The following is a 16,759-nucleotide window of genomic DNA, read 5'->3' on the forward strand; positions in this document are numbered from 1 at the left end:
ATATTTCATCCAAAATTAGACCTAAAATTCGGAATAAATATTCCAGATAGAGGAACGAATCCAAAAAATAAATCCGCAACTTTATTCTATCGATTAAGCACAAAAGATTTCCCCGAACCTCAAACCTATCCACGCTTAATAATTTTAAAAACAATTTGTTATGGAAACAACATACCCTACCCCCACGAGTTTTTGGCATAAGAACAAGGATATTTTTATAGAGATTATTGCCTTCTTTTTTATTCTGCTTTTTGTGTATGCCGCATTTAACAAACTCCTGGATGGCCATAAGTTCTATGATAATATCAGGAATTCCCCAATAATGGGAGGAAGAACGGTAGCCTCACTGGCTTCCTGGTTTGTTCCCATGGCAGAGATCATTATCGCATTTTTTATAAGTTGGCGAAGAACCAGGATAAAAGGGTTTTACGCAGCCCTGGGGCTCCTGCTTTTATTTACCACTTATGTAGTTGGGATACTGTTTTTCAGTCCATACCTTCCTTGTTCTTGCGGAGGTGTAATTTCACAACTCACCTGGAACCAGCATTTGATCTTTAATATAGTATGTATTCTACTGGCCGTATGGGGCATTGTACTTTCTTACAGGCCCCGGAAACCAAATACCATACCCGAAGACACCGCTCCTTATGAGTATCAGTAAAACATAAAAATATTTTGTTGCAGCAGAAGCAGGTAAATTCAGCCGAAAACCTGAACCAAGGGAGGCACAAGTTATTAATTCTTAAAATATTAAAGTTATGAAACATTTAAAATTAGTATTACCGATGTTGGCCTTTGTATTGGCCATTGGACTGTCGTTTGCGTTTGTAAGCGAAGATGAAGCACTTGTAACAGGCTATTATGGGCCTTCAGGAAGTCGTTTGCCTATTCAGGTAGATTGTGATAGTGGAATTAATGAATGTGAGATACAGTTCGTAGATGAAAATGATCAACCAATTGGCTCACCACTATTAGTTTATCCTGATCAAACTAGTATGACTCCTTTACCATCGCCAAGTGAAGTACCATACAAAGTTCACTAAAAATCATTTTGATGACAAAGACAAAGCACCGGAAACAATATTTCACGGTGCTTTGTTTATATTTTGGAAATATATCAATATAAAAACAACTCCTCTTGAAAAAAGGATAGAACCAGACATCATTACATAAAAGATGTTACAGTTAATGTTAATGCCTATTGAGGAACCCCGTCTTTCATTACAAACTCCATCATATATTCATTTTTCAAATATTTTTTTGCGATTTCCTGAATGTCTTCCGATGTTAGGGATTTTATAAATCGTGCTTGTTCTTTTTTATCTACAAACAATTCATTATGCCTATAGTACATAAACACATCTTTAGGTTTTACTTGTTCGGAATTAGTTCTATAACGTAACATATCATTACGCCCTAGTGTAAAATCTTGAAGGTTTACACGGTTTTCCTTAATGTCTTCTATCAATCCTTTACTTTCTTTCCGTAACCATTCCAACTCCTGTTCTGTGCAATTTAAATAAATTATAAGATTATAGGTTTTTAAATATTTATTAAAATTTGAGTATCCATAAAAATTATACAATGCTGCTCCTTTTTCATAACGAAAGCTATTTAATTTACGTCCTATTAACCTCCCTAAAAATGATAGCTTGATGCGTTCTTTCCAGTCTTTAATATCCTTCGCTTTACTAACAAACCTAAGCATATAATAAACCCCACTATGCATACCGCTATAAGAAGTTTTCATTTGATTTACATGAAATTCTCTATATAATGGTGTTTTTGGTAAACTAACCTGTTCTTTATTTATAGTAATACAAGTTGTTCCTGTGGTATTTTCAGGAAGATTGCCAAGGTATTTTTGAATAAGCGGTAATACGGTTTCTTTTGAAAAATCTCCACTAATAATAAAAGTAAAGTCCGATGCATTGCCATAAAGATCACGATATATATTATAAGCTCTATCCCTATCAGCTTGCATAGCCCCTTTAAATCTTTTGGCTCCTCCAATATCTAAAACTGTTGATTTATCATTTAAAACTTCGGCTATAGCTTCATGAAAATCTATAGATCTCGGCTCTTTATACGGATGTAAATAGTATTTATGTTCTATCCCTTTCCAATCTTCAAAATCTTTCTTATCAGGATATTGTGGTTTAGTACAATGCAAATACACTAATTGCAACATACTTTCCATACGATCTAAAACACCGCGTATCTTAATACCGGTTTCAAAGGGATTTATATAAGTGTTTACATAAAAATTGTTTTTAGAAATAAAATTTTGAAGTTCCTTACCACTCATATTCCCTACTCCGGCAGTCTTTACTATTAAAGGAGCATTGATAGCAGAAAAATAATCAGTCTCAGGAAAACATAAAGCTCCTTTGGTACTAAAACCCGATATCCAAATCTTATTCTGATCAAGCCCGGAGAATTTATAATTATGTAATATTACCCGAACTCCATTATTCAATATAATTTCTTCAACCCCAATTTTATTAACCCCTTTAGATGTATATTCCACTTTTTTTAAGGCCGAAACTTCTTCGGAAGATAATAGAGGCTTATCCTCCGTTGTTGTAACATATGGAGCTACCGGAATTTCCCTTGACTCTTTTATCCATCCTCGTATTTCCGATTCAGTGTAAGACAAAGCCTTGTTCCCTGTTGGAGCTATAATACCAATATCATTGGTATCGTCTAATAAATATTGCCGAGCATACGTATTGATATCTTTTAACGAAAGATTTTTTAGCCAGTGCCTTAAATCCTTATATTTATTCTCAGGCAAGGCTTCCTGATACACAAAATGGCTTTGTATTTGCCCCTTCCAATATGCTGCGTTTATTTGTTGAGGCCGTAAAACTTCAGCCTGAGCGTGTTCCCATTCCTCCTGATTAAATCCATATTGTTTAATTTGCTGAATTAACTGTATCATTTTTTGAAGTTTCTGTTGCTCCATCTGATTATCATCAGAAACTAATATTTGATAAAATGGGAACCACGGTTTCGGAGCTACCAAAAAGGTGTCAAATAATTGCTTTTCCTGTAATCTCCTATCAATCATTGTTTTAATTACAGACCACATCAATTTTCTATAAAGTCCCTTTTTAGTGTTTCGAAAAGTCAATGTTTCTTTATCTCTATACAACAAGAATAAGTTTACTGATTGATCTTCTATACTTTTCCTTGCTTGTTTGCGTTCCAGAGCTACAAACCGGTCCGGGCTTCGCAGGTAACCCCACTGACAATCAGTATCAATGGGCGAATCCGATTTTGGTATTGGGATATCCGAAAAACGTTCTTTTATACGCTTTTCTATAGCCTCCATATTATTAATATCACCTGCTATTACCAAACCCATACGTTCCGGACGGTACCATGTTTTATAAAACTGAATAAGCGATTGAGGAGAAATATCCCTAAGGTGTTTTATATGACCGGAATAGGGATAAGGTTTACAAGGAAACAATCTGGCTAACAATTCCGTTCGCAGGGAAAACTCTTCTAAATTATCCCCATTTTTGAATAAAGCCTCTTGTTCAACAACTCCTTTCTCTATATTTACGGCATCTTTAGTTAACTCTAAATTGGCAATATCCCTAAACCACAAAAGTCCAACATCTAAGGTATCTGTATCCATAAGACTTGAAGGTATACTAAAGCTATAATAGGTACCTTTGTCGCCTGTACGCCCACCAATCCTAATCCCCAAAGGATTTAATCTTTTTCTTAAATTAACCGGAAAATGTTTGGCCGTAGTAAAAGCAAGGTGTTCAATAGTATGCGAAAATTCAAATTGATTATTCGCTTCATTATTGTATCCTACTTTTACAAGTAAATCTATAAGTACGTCTTGAGAATCAGGAATATGCTTAATGTAATAGGTAAAACCATTAGGTAAATGTCCATAGCGAATGCTTGGATCTAAAGGTACCGAATCCTGTAATGACATCATTGGATATGAAAATAGAACAGGTATGCATAACAGGTTGATGAGGGCTACCAGGATAGTCCGCTTTATAATGTAATTCATTTTACAAATTTTAAATGATTGCAATAATTTAAGAGCTATGGATTAATAGCCTTCGTTTTGAGTCAGGTTTGGGTTTTTGATACGTTCTTCTTCAGGTATGGGAAACCAGGTATCTGTACGCTGCCATAAAGGTTTTATAGAGGATAGCACTTCAGAGGCTTTTTCGGTACGCTTTAGGTCCAGCCAACGATGCCCCCATTCGGCAAACAATTCCTTTTTTCTTTCTTCCATAATCACTTTCAGCAATGCTTCCTGGCCTATCCCCGGATCTATATCAGATAATAAGGCAATCCCGGCCCTTTGGCGCAATTTATCTATATCGGCAATCGCTTCAGAAAATTTGTTCTGGCGGGCACGGGCTTCTGCCCGTATCAGGTATTGTTCAGCCAATCGTAACACCATAGAATATTCGGGAATGTCCAGGCCAGAAGGAACACGATATTTATACTTATTGGCATAATAATTAGCAACTTCTCCATTCCGATCTAATTCCTGGCCTATCCAATCCGTAAATCGTTTGTCTTCTGCATCTATCGTATTGATAAAACTATCTGCTAATTTTATGTCACCCAATATTATAATACCGGGTATAAAAGGAAACCGAATAAAAGCCATCGCTTCATTGGTTACTCGTTGCGCCTTTTCTCCTTCAGGAGATATTTGCCATATAGCTTCTTTATTATTGGCAAAAAAAACCCGGTTCAGATCTTCTAAAATCTCATAAGTACCTGTTTGCGCTATGACCCGGCTACTTAATTCTTCCGCTTTGGACCAATTGCCGCGATAAAGGTATACTCGTGCACGAAGGGCCAAAACAACATACAGGTTAATATGAGTACGTTCCCCTTCTTCATAATCTTTTACATTATCTAAAAGGACGATTGCTTCATCCAGATCAGTTGCTATTTGTTCCCATATTTCTTCTGAGGAATTTCGTGAAGCCAGGGCATTATTACTGTAATCCGTTGTTAACAATAAAGGGGCATCTTTATACAAGTTTGTTAAGTAGAAGTAACAAAATGCACGTATAAACAAAGCCTGTCCCATTAACTGATTTTTTATACTATCCGTAACACCTGTTGAACCAGACAATCCTTCTAATACACTATTTGCCAAATAAATGATATTATATGCACTACTCCATAATGACAAATTTGCACCGGCATCAGGAGAATCTATCGTGGAAATTTCATTTTGCCAAAAAGGGCCTAATGTTGTATGTGTGGAACGTATCGGTTCAATGATATCTGCGGACATCCCTCCTAACACCGTGACCGAATTTTGCCACCCATTTGAAAATTGAGCCTTCATTAGTTGATTATAAATTCCAGTTACAGCAGCGATTGCGGTTTCATCGTTCGCAAAAACATTTTCACTGACAATCTGAAAATTGGGCGTATTTATATCCACAAAATCCTCGCAGGATATCGTTGTTAAAAAAACAGTGATACTCACCATCCTTATAAAATATCTTTTCCAATACATAGTTAAAAATTTATAATTGAAGTTGTAGTCCTGCGGTTACAGTTTGTAATGCAGGTAATGACGAACCTCCGCTGATTAATTCTAAATTTAGCCCGGAGTAGGAAGTGATTGTAAAAAGATTTTGGGCAGCACAAAAGATTCTAAGTTTTTTTATACCAATTGTATTTAATACCTCCGAAGGAAGATCATATCCAAATGAAACGGTTTTTAATCGAAGGAAAGAGGCATCAACTATACCTCTTTCACTTAGTAAAGCAAGAGTATATGCCGTTTTGGTCGCAGGAGAATTTTCAATATATAAATCCCCACTTTTCCATGCTTTATAGTCCTCCAAAGGACGGTTATAGGGATTTCCAGGTGGTTGTGAAAAAATAAAAGGTTTTACGGCTGTTTGTTTGGCAAAATCCCATAGAAAACTTAATCGTACTCCTTTATAAGAAAAATTATTGGTGATCCCGCCATAATATTGCCTTCCTATATCTTTGATAACCACACGATCTTGGTAATCATAGCTGCCGTCCTCGTTAACATCCAATACCTGGTATAGTCCTGTTTCAGGGTCAATGCCATTATATTGATACCTTAACAGGATATTTAACGGATGCCCTACCCTATATCTATTAGCATAAGAAGTTTGGTCGATATTAGGGAAATTCACCAGTTTATTCTTTGGAAAACTGATGTTAAAAAATGTTTGCCATTTAAAATTTTTGGATTTGATATTCAGGGTAGACAATTCCAATTCCCAACCTGTGTTCTCCACCGTTGCAGGTAAATTAGCCTGTACCGAGGTAAACCCGGTAATAGCTGCTAGTGGATATCCCACCAGTTGATTGGAAGATCGATTTCGGTACCAGCTTACTCCAAGATTAATCCGGTCTTGTAGGAATCCAACTTCCATAGCGGCTTCCAGCTTTTTGTTTTCCTCCCAAGCAAAATCCGGGTTGAATAGCTGTGTAGGATATAAACCATTAGGACCGGGTGTTGCCTCATATGCATCTAAATACTGGTAATCCCCGATCTGGTCACTACCCGTAACACCATAACTCCCCCGGAATTTTCCAAAACTCAAAAAAGGAAGATTTTTTTTCACGAAGGGTTCCTCGCTAAATATCCATGCTGCTCCAACAGCCCAAAAATTGGCAAAACGGTTATTGGGGCCAAAACGGGAGGAACCGTCCCGCCGTCCTGTAAAGTTGATGAAGTATTTTTGCTGCCAATTATAGCCTAACCGGCCATAAAGTGCACTGTATTTGTAGTGTATATTACGACCATCTCCAAACGACCTGTATAATTCGGCCGCCGGTATATATCCTAACAATATTTCCGATACAAATCCTTCTCCCCATACTCCAAATCCATCACTTTCATTTTTCTGAAAAGTGGTTCCTACCAAAGCGTCTATGGCTCCCTTTCCAATAGTTGAATGATAGTTCAGTTGTGGTTCAATAATCCATGAGAGTCGCTTTTGATAGTTTTGCGTTGCTACATGTTCAATATCCTCCCGTTCCCAAGGTGCTGCTGTAGTATTGGGTATTTTCCCCTTACTTTCCCTGACGGTATAGGTATATCCCATATTGGTTTTAAAATTTAACCCTGAAAACAGTTCATAGGATAATCCGAGGTTTGCCACCAGGTTATTTACTTGTCCCACAGTAATACTATTTTGTTCCGCTAATGGGTTATCATCCACCCGGGAATATCCCCATTCCTCCCAATGCAAAGAACCATCTTCATTATACAAGCGAGGGGCGTTTGGAGGCAGTTGATATGCTCTACGTACTAAATCACGTACCCCTGAGGCTTCACTTTTATCCACGCCATAGTTAACGGAAAGATCAATTCTCAACTTTTTATTCTCTGAGGTATGATTAAGGTTTACCGCTGCTGTGACTTTATGGTAGTTATTGTCCAAAGGGAATATTGTCCCTTGTTTATGATAAGAACCGCCTAAACGAAAAGAAGTGGTAGCATTTCCTCCTGATGCTGCAAGATTTATGTCCGTCACAGAAGATGATCCTCCTAATAATTTTTCTGGCCAATCGGTATACCGATTGGTATCCCAAAGTAACAGATCCCATGCATCTTCCTGATTAGGTTCAAGTCCTGCATTAGCATACGCAGCTTTCCGCATACTAATATACTGTTCTGTATTGAGGATCTTCATCTTTCTACCTACCTGTGCAAAACCGTTATACCACCTGGCCTGAACTTCTGTTTTTCTATTGTACCCGGCTCCCTTTTTAGTGGTAATCAATACTACTCCGTTAGCTCCGCGTGAACCATATATGGCAGTAGCATCCGCATCTTTTAAGACCTCTATGCTTTCAATATTGGATAAATTCAACGTGCTTAGAGGGTCCCAATCATTTAAAAACAAATTTTCAGTATCAATGGGTGCGGAGTTTATAGGTACACCATCTATGATGTATAAAGGATAATTTCCTTCGTCCCTCAAACTGTTTCGACCTCTTATTCTTATAATAGGAGCATTCCCCGGTACGCCACTTTGCTGTTGGATTTCAACTCCTGCCATACGGCCTTGCAATGCTTCAATAGGGCTTACAATAGGTTGCAGTTCTATTTCTTCTGAAGTTACCTTAGCTATATTCCCTGTTCGCTCCCGCTCCTTTACGGTATAGTAACCGGCATTTACCTCTGCTCCTTTTAAGGTCATTACATCCTCTTCCATCTGCACTTCGACAGGTTCCCGGTTAAGAAGAGGTATCTCCACGGTCTTATACCCCAAATAAGAAAAGATGAGAACATCTTTGGGAGATACCTTTATACTGAAACTACCGTCTATATCGGCCAGGGTGCCACGCCGTGTGCTTTTTACAATAATATTGGCTCCGGCTAGGGGCTCACCATTGGTATCGGTTACCGTACCGGAAACCACAAAATATTGTTGACTATCCCCTGTAGATTTAGGAGCAGGTGGGGCATCCTGCTCCTTGGGGGCCTTAATTCTTGGTGTTAGAATAATGTTTTTATCTGCAATCTCATAAAACACCCCGGTGTCTTTAAACAAGGTGTCCAGGATCGTTTCTATACCCTTTCTACGTACCCTTATAGTTACTTTACGCGACAGGTCTACCGCGGTTTCCTTATAGTGAAACCGAAAATCCGTTGTCCGTTCCACCTCGTCTAAAACCTTTTGCAGAGTTGCCTCCTTCATATCGAGGGATATCTTGGTGTTTTGCGCATACCCGCTATGGGCATGGATCTGAAACAGGACGACCAGAAAAAAGAGTAATGAGAGTTTCATCTTCAGGTCTAATTTTGGGAAAAGGGCAAGCCACTTTCCCTGGTTGGAAATAATTTTCATAATTTAGTATTCGATTTAGTTACTTGACAGAATTAAATCACAGCTTTTATCGGAGGGTGCTCTAACACCCTCCGATGCTTTTTGCCCGGAGCCATTCCCACTTCAGGTACTAAATACCCGGGCAGCAATTCGTGGATTACTGCTTCATACAGCTATTTTTATGGTTAAACGCTTTTGCTCCCCCTTGACCGACAGGGTTAATTTGGGGGTGTAATGATTACGGTATTTCCGTCCATCCGGTAATTAAAGGGTTGCAACTTTTTAAGAATGTTTAATACAAGCTCCAATGGGGCTCCTTGGGTAAATGAAGAAGTTAAGTGTTCAGTATTGATCTTGGGGTAAGAGTTATCGATTGTTATATTATAGTGGCGTTCCAGTTTTTTTAGGATCAGGTCAAAGCGGTCATTTAAGAAATAGAGTTCTCCGGCAGTCCAGGCCGTATACTTACGAATATTCACTTTCTCTACATCAATCCTGCCGTTTTCAAAGGTTGCCTTTTGTCCTGGTACGATCTTCAATGGTTCATTTTGTACAATGGAATCTTCCGTTCCATACACTCCTACACTACCTTCTACCAGAACCGTATAGGTGTTCTGCTCATTTTTATAACTGGTTACATTAAACCGGGTGCCATATACCCGGGTATTCATTTTTTCTGTAACCACGGTAAAAGGCCTTTCTTTGTCCTTTTCCACCTCAAAAAAGGCCTCCCCATCCAGATAGACATCCCTGGGCTTTCCCGGAAGGAACTGCACGGGATAACGCAACTTAGAGCCGGCATTTAAAGTAATATGAGAACCATCGGCAAGTACTAATCCAAATTTTTTACCATAAGGTACAGTTAAAGTATTATAGACCGGCTCTGTTGCGTTTTGTTGTGTTTTGCTATAAACAAGTAAATCCTTATCCTGGTTTCCCAAGGCTTGGCCATTCCCTGTGGTGATCACCTTACTCGTAGTTTCATCGATGACCTGCTCAGTTCCATCTTGTAATTGCAGTGTGATTTGTGGCGGTTGGGATGCAGTCTCTTTATCCAACAGCCCCATGTTGTTTATAAAAAAGAGACTCATTCCCAAAATACAAACCGCCACTATAGTCGTTAAAACCCTTTTTCGTTCATGCCATTTTTTTAATGGTGTATTGCCGCTTCTGCCCGGACCTGACTGTATTTCATTTTGAACTTTTCCCCAGATCTCCTCAGGTAGCCTGCCAAAAGAACTTTTTTCAGACAGTTGCATCACTATACGCCTTGCAGCCTTGACATCTTCCCTTTTATGAGGAAAATTGGCCAGGAAGGTTTCCCAGAAACGGCAGTTCTCAGCATTTGGATGATATACCCATTGTATAAAGTACTCATCTGCTGCAAAATCCATCTTATTATAAGTGGTATACTTCATCATATAAAACCGTGTAATAATAAAGGCTTCTATAGTGTAGTGCAGAAAAAAGGGGTTCTTGTTTAAAAAAAATGGCTCTTTTTTTATACAACCATTCTAAAAAAAAGATTTACAGCGATATACAAGAAGAAAATACATTTCTTTTTTTCCCAAAACGGACCCCAAAACCTGCAATGCGGTACGGAGGCCATAGGTAACTTTAGTATAAGATAGTCCGGTAATTTTGGCAATTTCCTTATTGCTTAGCTGGACGTAATACCGGAGATGAATGAGTTCCTGGTGCCTTTTGGTGAGCTTTTGAATAGCTTTTTGAATTTCGTTGTTCCGGAGGAAGGTGTTTTCATTATCTATAAACTCATGCTCTGGTGAGGAAGTGGTGTCTCGCTCAAAATCGGAATCCACCAAAGTAAGCATCATCCCGCTTTCTTTAGCTTTTTTAAAAATTTTGCGGCGCATAATGGTCAGCAGGTAGGGGCCTACTTTTTCAACCTTTTTATTATAAGACTGCCTGTTTTCCCATAATTCAATAAAAAGATCCTGAATGATATCCTTTACCAGGTCTACATCACCCACCAACCGAATACCATAAGAAAGTAAATCATTAATATATTGCGAATAAAGCGTATGGAAAGCAGTAGTGTTTCCTTCTATAAACCGGTTCCATAATATGCTTTCCGGATCTTGGCTTTTATGGTCCAAATCTCCGAATACCTGATGGCCTAATGTGAATTCTGCTTTCATTGTAATTCTCCCTTGGTTGATATAGCACCATGAGTAGCAAAGAAATCCATGCTACGATATTAATTCAGATCTAAAATCTATTTTATTGGTGAAAGGTTATGTTCTCCAACTATAATCCTAATTCGGATCGTTGTTAACTTGGGGATAATATATTATTGTGGGACTGTCTAAACTGTGGAAAAAAAATGCTTTTTTAAGCTAAACCAAAGTTAATAATAAATTTAAATAAGTGACATTATTATATAGTTTTTAATCGGCACGCAAGAGAGGTAATCGCATATAAACCCACATAAAATCAACATAATAAATTCATTATCAACAAAATAAAACCAATACGATTTTCATCACAAAAAGGTATTTAAATTCAACATCTTTCGCGATTAGTGAATTAAAATGTTAAAATTCTTACGCAACATTATACCTTCTCAACTCTCAAAAGGGGGATTTCCGTACTACTGAAATTTATTCTTTTTTACTGAGATCATCAATAAAATATGATGGCGCTACTCCTGTGCGATGCTTAAATGCATTTACGAAACGTTGAGTTGTGGTAAAACCAGCATCTTTTGCCAAAGCTTTGACACTATATGCCCTATATATTTTTTCATTCTTCAATAAATACAACATGTACTCTATTCTCATAGTATTGATATATTCTCCAAAACGCTTATTCTTATAATGCCATATTACCTTTGAAAGATACCTGTCATTAGCATCAAAAGCCGCTGCCAATTTGACTAAGGTAATTTCTTGCTGGAGGAACCCTTTTTCTTTTTCAAACTTTTCAAGTTGCTTTACTATAGTCTTTACCACTTCAGGCTTAATACCAGCTAAACGAGAATTTGATCTTGGTTTCTTCTTCTTTATTTTTCCCGTCTGAAGTTCCTCTATTAATACTTTATACTTTTTTTTATTTCTGACATATCTATACATAACATATATACCTATGAGCAGCAATATTCCCGATAGAATGCCCCAACGCATTTCACTGTACTGCTTTTGAAGCGTGAGGTTTTCTATCTTTTTTTCTTGTTGTTTGAGTTTGCGAGTGTCGTATTCCTTATATATTTGTCCGGACAAATATCGGTATGTCTTATTTAAGACATCATCAACCTTTCTAAGTTGCTTGATATAGTATAATTGCGTTTTTAAATTTTCAGAAGATTCATAATACTTTATCAATAATTCATAACCTTCACGCAGATCAGGACGAATATATTCTTCCTGGTTAAAGATTTCATCCACTTTTTTAAAATACGTCAGTGCCTTCTCTGTTTTTCCCAAAGCCCAGTAGCTCCTGCCCAGGTAAAAATACCCTACTGACACGTTAGCAAAATCACCTTGGTCCATTATTTTTGGGATGGCCTTAGTTAATTTATTTATGGCAAGGTCATAGTCTTCGGTCTTATAGTCATTGATCCCTTCGGAATGATTAAAATACATATCCATCCGGTGATCATTAAAACGTTGGGCTTCGAGAAGCCCTAAGTTATTAGTCTCGGAGCACAACCCATAATTTCCCATTTGATTATGGCACAATCCCAAAGAGTGTAATGTATTTAAATAAGCTTTATGATTTTTTGTTTTAAAATAAGCCAGGCATTGATTAAACAGTTCAACAGCATCACTGTAATACCCTAAATAATACTTTACATGGCCTATCATATAAGTTACTTTATGCTTTTGATACTCATCATTACTGTCTTTGATATAATCATAGGCAATAATATACTGGTCCATAGCATCCTTTACCTCTTTTAGTCCATAATAAGTAATGCCCTTGGTTAAGTAGGCAGACCCTATAAGTGCAGAATTGCCAGATTTTCTGGCTGCGTATATCATACTATCTGCATAGGTGAGTTTTAAAGAAGCATCTGCACGATGTAAGTAGTTTTTATATCCCTGAACTATCTTTTCCCGGTTCATTTCTTTCCTGGCCTTGGTCAAATAAGCCGCCAGGTATACCTGTTGTTGATCGGGTCTTTTTTCGGCTTTTAACGTATTAAAAAGTTCAAGATAACTTTTAAGTAGAAGGCTATCGGGGAATTTATCCGTTGATTGCTGGGGATGCAACGGCGCTATAAAAAGCGTACATAATACCAAATAAATTCTTAAACACATAAATAAACATATAGGTTGACGGCATGTTTAGGGAAGGGGGAAGTCCTATATTTTGTTGTCCTGCAAATTGCTTTGAGAATAACACATTCAAGCAACATTAATCATCTTGAGCTATTATCAAATTTAAGACAATCCTAATGAAATCAACAGTTTTTAACATAAAAAAACAGTGCATGTGTTTTCCGAAAAACACATATTGATTTTACGAAAACACACGTAGTACCACTTGTTCGGGCTCAAACATGACCATAGCTTTGCTTGTGGATTCCACTAAGTATAGTTCTACTTAACCCGGGTGAAAATGAACTGATGAAAACAAAGTAATCAGAACATTAACACATCCTACATCATGAATCGTTCAACAATCTTATGTGCCGTATTGGCATGGATAGCCCTGTCTTGCAGTACGGATAATGACCCGTATATTGACTCAAGCGAAAGCGTTAGAGTACAACCAGAAAACAGTGCTAACGCGTATGACTATGCAGGCCGTATATACCAGGAATTTCTGGAATCTTATCCAGAGCATGACCTTACCTCCTGGGACATTGAGGATATTGACAAACAAGTCCGTTCCTTATGGAACAATTACGGCTATAAAACATCACAGTATGAACGGTTCTCCGAAATACCTACCGATACTCTCCCTGAAAAAAACCTTGAAAAAATTCTCTCCGAGGCAAATCTATCAGCTTCAGCAAAGGATAGTTTTCTTGATTTTCTTAATGAGATTCTGGCCCAATCCGGTAATGATTATAATACCTGGTACAATACCATATGTGCCTATGAAACTGAAGTAGCAGAGGCAGAATGGATCGATCGGGACAAGCAGGTGATTCTGACCACCACTTCCCTACTTCGTTATAGCGGATTTACCCTGTATAGTGCAGGAGAAGGAGAGGAAGAAGATGAGGATTGGGATGTAGCTGTGGGAAACGTGGTTTCCATGATTATCACAGCTATTGAGGATACACCAACTGCAATTTCCAATGCCTTATTGTATACGCTGCATCATTAAGAATTTTATATGAGCAAGAGCTGGTTCCTGGGACGATTGGTCATCATTATTTTAATAGTGATCCTATGTTTTGATCTTGTTAGCCTCTATTATGTATTGGATTTATATACCTATGATGAGCTTATAGATTATTTGCCTGATAATTCCTTAAAGAGCGCTTCTCCCAGGAACATCTCCATTATACTGTTTTTCAACATCTTAATAAACATATTACAATTATCCGTCTGTATGATTTACAGATATTTTGCACTCCATTGACCTTCCTATTACCAAAACCTAACTTAAGTATACCCCTATGAATTCTGAACTCCACAGACCGTTTACTGTTGAATACATTGGTAATAATAAACAAAAAGGAAAACTAGATCTGTTATTAAAAGAAAATGGCTTCAACATCCTCTTAGTTAATACGGGGTATTTGGGCATGGCCAGGAAAGGGACTGAAATTGAATTAGCCTCCCGGGACCTATGTCTTTTAACCAAATCTTACTACAATAAGGCCCATATTATAAATGATAGCTCTGAACTTTGGGTGTTATCGCTTAACCTCAACTACCTTTACCAAAGGAACTTGGTAAAAAATGCACCATCTTTTCTAATCTTTTTAATTTCTCTGGGATATTCCAAAATAACTTTAAGGTCCACTGATTTTATTATTCTCCTTCAATGGTTTAAATTATTGATCCTTAAATACGGGAAACATTATAGAAATCCGTTAGGAAAAAGATTTTTAGACCGAAAGGTTCTATTTCTTTTACGGGAGCTCCGGGAAATCTATTTTAGTTATGTCCCTGAAATGAAAACAGAATATCAATACAAGTATTTTCTTGTTTTTCGTTTTTTACAACTTGTAGAAACACATTTTAAGTCGGAACATATGGTAAAATTTTATGCCAATGCACTACATGTAAGTGCAGATCATCTCTCTAAAGTAGTTAAAGAAGTAACTCATAAACCGGCAAAAGAATGTATTGAAGAAAAACTAATCACAGTAGCCATGGAGTTGTTAGGTAAAAAAGAGCCCATTAACAGCATCAGTAATATCCTGGGGTTTAAAACTTCTTCACATTTTGCCTATGTTTTTAAAAAGCATACTTCTTTTTCTCCTTCAGATTTTAGAAGACAGGGATTTGTGATCCCCTGATTCCTGTATATGCTATGCGGGTATTTTCTTGATGGAAATACCATCCTATATTGTAAAAATCCCTTTTTAAAAGGGTTAAATAATATAAGCATGGCACAGGAATATCTATTAGCATGGCTGGATACATTAGTAAGTATAAAGTTGAACCCCGAGAAATCTCATATTTATGCTATATCAACAACGCAATTGGACGATCTTTTCCGGAGAATTCCTGAAGAAACCATAGCTGTACAATCCAAATTAAAGCATCAGGTTTTTTCTTTGACCCGGGAAAAACACATCCGTTTGATCATTGTTAATTACCATACTTCTTTACACATACTACTGGATAGTATTGTTCAATATGAATTCACTCAACCTTTTCAACAAAAAGAATTAAGGAAAATCCTCAATGCACTTAAACAGTGTTTCAAGGAACTTATAAATTTTATGGAAATAAGATTTGTTTACTACTTAAACCCTGGAAGGTTCTCTATAAAGAATAGGGAAACCATACCCGCCAAGCTAAAGGTCAAGGACAAAATATTGTGCGACCTATCTACAGACCAAATTGCATTGTTCCTCCGGGCTGCTGACGAACTCCGAATAATTAGGGCCAGATCGTTGCGCACTGTTTTCAAGCATATTGCTCCATATCTTTCTACACCTCATAAAAAAGAAATTTCTTTTGAAGCCATGCGGGTAAGTGCATATAAAGCAGAAGAATCCGATAAGGAGGTCGTTATTTCAGAATTGATCCGGCTTATTGAAAAAATTAAAGAGTACTAAGTGACTTGTTCCTGTCATCCCACTCAACAAAATACACTTTATTCAAAAAAAGTACATCTCTCTAAACCCCTTATTTTATTGAGGGCTACAAGGCTACAACTTGGGCTACAACAAAAAGTTGTAGTTGTCGTGCCTTCCTATTCGCAGTTCCTTTGTCCTGAAAATTAATGCACTACGAGTGCAACCATAGATGGATAAAATTGAACAGTTATGGAATGGCAACATTATTTTCTTGGTGTTTTTTTAATACTACTTCTCTATTATAGTGCCCTGGGCCTATGGTACTCTTTTCAGAAGTTCAAAACGCTTCCCAACACCTTTTCAAATACAAAAAATGAAACTACGGAAAGCCCTGTACTACCTTTTGAAGAAACATCCGATGAGATATTTGAGCAGATTGAACATTTGAGCAATACACTGAAACAAACTATTGCCGATGCATTTCAAAAACGATATAACCGAAGTGAGCTTTTGAATAGCCTGGCATCTGTACTTCGCCGCTATCCCACCCTGCAACACTTTCCTTATCAGGCAGCTATTCACGAGCTCATCGCTTCGGAATGTGAAAAATACGGTCCGGTCGGTCTTCGGAAAGATGAATTAAGAGATCTATGGCGCAGGGAGCCCGATCAGGCCTAAAGGAAAGGCCGTTACTGTCCGTTTCAAGGCGTAGGTAAAAAGAAAGGAGCATGAAGAGAAACGAGATGGTAACAGG

General features: G+C 37.5%; 12 protein-coding genes. 6 read left to right on the plus strand and 6 right to left on the minus strand.

The genetic code is table 11. The features are described from left to right. Nucleotides 1-160 precede the first annotated feature (160 nt). Together KN811_RS05780 and KN811_RS05785 are read left to right on the plus strand one after the other, a co-directional pair. A complete protein-coding gene (locus KN811_RS05780; RefSeq protein ID WP_187964526.1) occupies nt 161-661 on the plus strand; it encodes a MauE/DoxX family redox-associated membrane protein in 501 nt (166 codons plus the stop codon). Nucleotides 662-758: 97 nt separating this feature from the next. After that, a complete protein-coding gene (locus KN811_RS05785; RefSeq protein WP_187964525.1) occupies nt 759-1,043 on the plus strand; it encodes a DUF6520 family protein in 285 nt (94 codons plus the stop codon). Between the two features lie 155 nt (nt 1,044-1,198). On the opposite strand, the gene KN811_RS05790 is transcribed toward KN811_RS05785, so the two are convergent. The 6 genes from KN811_RS05790 to KN811_RS05815 form a co-directional block, all read right to left on the minus strand. Beyond that, nucleotides 1,199-4,042: a M16 family metallopeptidase gene (locus KN811_RS05790; protein ID WP_187964524.1), complete on the minus strand. Its 2,844-nt coding sequence runs from the start codon at nt 4,040-4,042 to the stop codon at nt 1,199-1,201. Between the two features lie 42 nt (nt 4,043-4,084). Then, nucleotides 4,085-5,527 carry a RagB/SusD family nutrient uptake outer membrane protein gene (locus tag KN811_RS05795; RefSeq protein WP_247716412.1) on the minus strand — a complete coding sequence of 481 codons (1,443 nt, stop codon included), beginning with the start codon at nt 5,525-5,527 and terminating at the stop codon, nt 4,085-4,087. Nucleotides 5,528-5,537: 10 nt separating this feature from the next. Continuing rightward, entirely contained in the window at nt 5,538-8,855 is a 3,318-nt protein-coding gene (locus KN811_RS05800) for a SusC/RagA family TonB-linked outer membrane protein (RefSeq protein WP_247716413.1), read from the minus strand. 197 nt (nt 8,856-9,052) lie between these two features. Further along, complete coding sequence (locus KN811_RS05805) at nt 9,053-10,255, minus strand: FecR family protein (protein ID WP_187964523.1); 1,203 nt, start codon at nt 10,253-10,255, stop codon at nt 9,053-9,055. 93 nt (nt 10,256-10,348) lie between these two features. Beyond that, nucleotides 10,349-10,993, minus strand: coding sequence for an RNA polymerase sigma factor (locus KN811_RS05810; RefSeq protein WP_187964522.1), 645 nt, complete (start codon nt 10,991-10,993; stop codon nt 10,349-10,351). A 462-nt stretch (nt 10,994-11,455) separates the two neighbouring features. Beyond that, nucleotides 11,456-13,114 (minus strand): AraC family transcriptional regulator, encoded by a 1,659-nt coding sequence (locus tag KN811_RS05815; RefSeq protein WP_187964521.1) that lies wholly within the window; start codon nt 13,112-13,114, stop codon nt 11,456-11,458. A 349-nt stretch (nt 13,115-13,463) separates the two neighbouring features. Here KN811_RS05815 and KN811_RS05820 point away from each other — a divergent pair, with 349 nt between their 5' ends. The 4 genes from KN811_RS05820 (at nt 13,464) to KN811_RS05835 (ending at nt 16,683) form a co-directional block, all read left to right on the plus strand. After that, nucleotides 13,464-14,132, plus strand: a complete 669-nt coding sequence (locus tag KN811_RS05820; protein WP_187964520.1) for a hypothetical protein — start codon at nt 13,464-13,466, stop codon at nt 14,130-14,132. Nucleotides 14,133-14,427: 295 nt separating this feature from the next. Further along, complete coding sequence (locus KN811_RS05825; RefSeq protein WP_187964519.1) at nt 14,428-15,276, plus strand: AraC family transcriptional regulator; 849 nt, start codon at nt 14,428-14,430, stop codon at nt 15,274-15,276. A 90-nt stretch (nt 15,277-15,366) separates the two neighbouring features. Next, a complete protein-coding gene (locus tag KN811_RS05830) occupies nt 15,367-16,044 on the plus strand; it encodes a hypothetical protein (protein ID WP_187964518.1) in 678 nt (225 codons plus the stop codon). A gap of 210 nt (nt 16,045-16,254) precedes the next feature. Further along, nucleotides 16,255-16,683, plus strand: coding sequence for a hypothetical protein (locus KN811_RS05835; RefSeq protein ID WP_187964517.1), 429 nt, complete (start codon nt 16,255-16,257; stop codon nt 16,681-16,683). Nucleotides 16,684-16,759: the final 76 nt, after the last annotated feature.

It is taken from the genome of Sinomicrobium weinanense (genome assembly GCF_018863395.1).
Taxonomy (GTDB): Bacteria; Bacteroidota; Bacteroidia; order Flavobacteriales; family Flavobacteriaceae; genus Sinomicrobium; species Sinomicrobium weinanense.

Excerpts from the sequence above, each read along its gene's own strand:
- KN811_RS05795 (WP_247716412.1), bottom strand. The coding sequence starts at position 5,527 with ATGTATTGGAAAAGATATTTTATAAGGATGGTGAGTATCACTGTTTTT.
- KN811_RS05805 (WP_187964523.1), bottom strand. The coding sequence starts at position 10,255 with ATGATGAAGTATACCACTTATAATAAGATGGATTTTGCAGCAGATGAG.
- KN811_RS05820 (WP_187964520.1), top strand. The coding sequence starts at position 13,464 with ATGAATCGTTCAACAATCTTATGTGCCGTATTGGCATGGATAGCCCTG.
- KN811_RS05800 (WP_247716413.1), bottom strand. The coding sequence starts at position 8,855 with ATGAAAATTATTTCCAACCAGGGAAAGTGGCTTGCCCTTTTCCCAAAA.
- KN811_RS05810 (WP_187964522.1), bottom strand. The coding sequence starts at position 10,993 with ATGAAAGCAGAATTCACATTAGGCCATCAGGTATTCGGAGATTTGGAC.
- KN811_RS05835 (WP_187964517.1), top strand. The coding sequence starts at position 16,255 with ATGGAATGGCAACATTATTTTCTTGGTGTTTTTTTAATACTACTTCTC.
- KN811_RS05815 (WP_187964521.1), bottom strand. The coding sequence starts at position 13,114 with ATGTGTTTAAGAATTTATTTGGTATTATGTACGCTTTTTATAGCGCCG.
- KN811_RS05825 (WP_187964519.1), top strand. The coding sequence starts at position 14,428 with ATGAATTCTGAACTCCACAGACCGTTTACTGTTGAATACATTGGTAAT.
- KN811_RS05830 (WP_187964518.1), top strand. The coding sequence starts at position 15,367 with ATGGCACAGGAATATCTATTAGCATGGCTGGATACATTAGTAAGTATA.
- KN811_RS05790 (WP_187964524.1), bottom strand. The coding sequence starts at position 4,042 with ATGAATTACATTATAAAGCGGACTATCCTGGTAGCCCTCATCAACCTG.
- KN811_RS05785 (WP_187964525.1), top strand. The coding sequence starts at position 759 with ATGAAACATTTAAAATTAGTATTACCGATGTTGGCCTTTGTATTGGCC.
- KN811_RS05780 (WP_187964526.1), top strand. The coding sequence starts at position 161 with ATGGAAACAACATACCCTACCCCCACGAGTTTTTGGCATAAGAACAAG.